Source organism: Streptosporangium sp. NPDC005286, from assembly GCF_040607515.1.
GTDB lineage: Bacteria > Actinomycetota > Actinomycetes > Streptosporangiales > Streptosporangiaceae > Streptosporangium.
In genome coordinates this window covers 1-3,220 of sequence record NZ_JBEXGU010000357.1, presented here as the reverse complement: position 1 = coordinate 3,220, position 3,220 = coordinate 1, and the positions used below count along the sequence as shown (strand labels likewise).

The following is a 3,220-nucleotide window of genomic DNA, read 5'->3' as shown; positions in this document are numbered from 1 at the left end:
GGGCCGCGCGGCCCGATCCGGCGGCCACCTCGCGCGACCGCCGAATCCCGGGATCTCCGCTCCCGGCCGCCGGCCGGCACGCGGGCGTGCCGGGAGCGGCGTCATGCGTAGAGGAACCAGAACCCGGACTGGGGGGTGCAGGTGTACGAGGTCCACCACCCCTCCTGGATGCCGAGGTTTCCGACCCGGTGGCAGTCCCAGTCGTAGTAGTAGACGTTTCTGAGTGTGGCGGCCTGCGCGGGCAGCACACCGACGGACAGCGCCAGGCCGGTGGCAAGGAAGGCCGAAACGAGTAAAGCTCGCATTCTGCGCATCAATTCTCCTGCGGCATGAACGAAGTGTGTTTCCGGAGAAACGCGCGGGGCGCTCGAATCGGGCTTCCCGGCACCGGAAGTATCACATCGGCGGCCGTCCGAAGGTAGGCGGCCGTCGGCTCCGGCTTCCGGTGTGGGGATGACCTGGTCAAAGCTGTGAAAAGGCGTGCGCTGAGCGTGAAACGTTCATCCGGCGGGCGTTCGGCACCCTGCCACCCGGCAATCGCCGCCAGGCGGCCCCGGCCGGTCTCCTGGCGATGACGTCGGCGCGGATCCCACCCGCGCCGGGGCCGTCGCGCCCTTGCCTCGGATGGGGGTCGTAGCACGCCTCCGGAGATCGCAGATGAGCCGACGCTGCTGCTAGATAGATTCCGACTCTAGATTTCGACAGCTGTCCGGCCTGTAGGTGAGATGCATCATCAGTGCAGGTAACGACTCGATTCACGCCCGCTCAAGATGATCTGGCTATTGACAGTAGTAGAATCTAATTTCACTATAGCTCCACGGGGTCTTGCCCGCCGTGCCGACCGCCCTCCGGGCCGGTCATCGCGGCCGGCGTGCCCCAGGTACTGATCGTCCGGGCTACCGCCCGCATGCGACAGGGAGTGGAGAATGAGCCTCATCACCGGGACCGAGGGCAGTTCGCCATCGCACTTGGACAACGACGCCTCTGGGGGGCATCCACTCGATTCGATGTTCGCGCCGCGCGGGATCGCGATCGTCGGGGCGAGTGATCGTTCGGGCTGGTCCCGTTACACCTATGCCAACCTCGTGCAGGCGGGATACCCCCACCCCATCCATCTCGTCAATCACAAGGGTGATCAGGTCCATGGCCAGCCGGCCGTCAGGTCCCTTGAGGACATCGACGGTCATGTCGATCTGGCCTATGTGCTGACCGGCCCTGACTCGCTGCCGGGCATCATGGAGGGCGCGGCGGCGAAGGGGGTCGTCAATCTCGTCGTCATCGCCGCCGGTTTCGGGGAGATGGGCGAGGAGGGGGCCGAACGCGAGCGCGCTCTGGCCGCCCGCGCGAACGAACTCGGCCTGCGCATCCTGGGGCCGAACAATCTCGGTTTCATCAACGCGGCCGCCGCGACGATGCCGTGGAGTCAGATGCTGCCGTGGCCGATGGAGACCGGTGGTGTCGGGGTCCTCTCGCAGAGCGGCGCGCTCGGCATCTTCCTGCTCAACTATCTGCAGAGCCGGGACGTGGGCATCAGCCATCTGGTCACGCTGGGCAACGAGGCGATGATCACGATCGCCGAGGGCATCGACTACCTGCTGGCTCAGGAGTCCACGAAGGTCATCGCGTTGTACCTGGAATCGGTACGCCACCCCGAGGCGTTCGTCGACGCCGCCCGCCGGGCCCTGGAAGCCGGCGTGCCCATCGTCGCGTACAAGGCGGGGCGCGGTGAGGTGGGCGCCAAGGTGACGGCTGCGCACACCGGAGCGCTCGCCGGTGACGACAAGGTGTTCGACGCCGCCTTCCGGCAGCTCGGGGTCATCCGGGTCGACTCCATCGAGGACCTGGTGGCCACGTCCGGGCTGCTCGCCGAGTACGGGGAGATCCCCGGGCGCAGGGCAGCCTTCGTGACGGGCTCCGGAGCGATGTGCGGGGTGATCGGCGATGTCGCCGAGGTGAACGGCGTGCAGCTGCCCGACCTCGCCGACTCCACGGTGACGGCGCTGCGGGAGAGCGGGCTGCCGGACTTCGCGACGGCGCAGAACCCGCTCGACACCACCGGGTACGTCGTGATCAAGCCCGACCTGCTGCCGCTGTGCGAGAAGGTCGTCTCGAAGGACCCGGGCATCGACGTCCTGGTGATCAACGGGTCGGCCCCGGCCACCCCCGAGGCGGCCGCGTTCATGGCCGGGAGCGTCGAGTGGCGCAAGGAGCTGGCGGACACGAGCCCGGTTCCCGTCATCCCCATGGAGTTCCTGCCCACCGAGCGCACCCTGTTCGCGCGTGAGTTCCGCCGGTCGTCGGGCAGTTCATACGTGCTGGAGTCCTTCGCCCGGGGCATCCCCGCCCTTGCCAAGGCGATGTGGTGGTCCGAGAAGCGCAGGGAGATCGCGCAGCCGCGGGCCGGCTCCCCGACGGCCGTGGAGATCGAGGGCGGCGCCGGCGGTCGCTGGTCCGAGCGCCAGGTCGTCGGACTGCTGGCCGGCGCGGGAGTGCCCGTCGTTCCCCAGCGCCTGGTGCGGACCGCCAAGGAGGCCGAGAGCGCGGCCGAGGAGATGCCGCTTCCCCTGGTGATGAAGGTCTCGTCCGCCGATATCGCGCACAAGACGGATGTCGGCGGGGTCGTCCTCGGCCTGAACTCGCCGGGTGAGGTGCGTGAGGCGTTCGAGCGGATGATGGACACGGTGCGGTCGCACGCGCCGGACGCCGACATCGAGGGCGCGGTCCTCAGCCCGATGCGCCCCGACGGCGTCGACCTGCTGGTGGGCTTCGTCCGTGACTCCGTATGGGGCCTCACGCTCGTCGTCGGCCTCGGCGGCGTCTGGGTGGAGGTTCTCAAGGACACCGCGATCAGGCTGCTGCCCGTCGATCGTGACGAGGTCAAGGCCATGCTCGCGGAGTTGAAGAGCTATCCCCTGCTCACGGGCGCTCGTGGCGGAGCGGTGGTGGACCTGGAGAAGCTGGCCGACGTCATCTGCCGGCTCGCCGACGTCGCGCTGGCGCTCGGCGACCGGATAACGGAGATGGAGGTCAATCCGCTGCGGGTCTCCGGCGAGGGCGTCGAGGTCCTGGACGCGATGGTCGTCTGGGACGAGGGCTGAGGTTCCGGCGGGCCCGGACGCACCTCACGAGCCGGCGGGGGGGGGGGGGCCCCCCGCCCCCCCCCCCCCCCCCCCCCCCCCCCCCCAGCAACCACCCCCCACAAACCCACACAAACCAAAAA

Annotated in this window: 2 protein-coding genes; one reads left to right on the top strand and one right to left on the bottom strand. The window is 68.9% G+C overall.

The window, feature by feature from the left end:
* Positions 1–101 precede the first annotated feature (101 nt).
* The gene (locus ABZU75_RS45970) at positions 102–314 is read right to left on the bottom strand and encodes a hypothetical protein (RefSeq protein ID WP_350930058.1); all 213 of its coding nucleotides are present in this window, start codon (positions 312–314) and stop codon (positions 102–104) included.
* Between the two features lie 693 nt (positions 315–1,007).
* Between ABZU75_RS45970 and ABZU75_RS45965 the strand changes: the two genes are divergently transcribed.
* On the top strand, positions 1,008–3,098 hold the full coding sequence (locus tag ABZU75_RS45965; RefSeq protein WP_355569754.1) for an acetate--CoA ligase family protein: 2,091 nt from the start codon (positions 1,008–1,010) through the stop codon (positions 3,096–3,098).
* Positions 3,099–3,220 lie beyond the last annotated feature (122 nt).

Bases quoted from the DNA above. Each gene is read 5' to 3' on its own strand.
- ABZU75_RS45970 (WP_350930058.1), bottom strand. From the start codon at position 314: ATGCGCAGAATGCGAGCTTTACTCGTTTCGGCCTTCCTTGCCACCGGC.
- ABZU75_RS45965 (WP_355569754.1), top strand. From the start codon at position 1,008: ATGTTCGCGCCGCGCGGGATCGCGATCGTCGGGGCGAGTGATCGTTCG.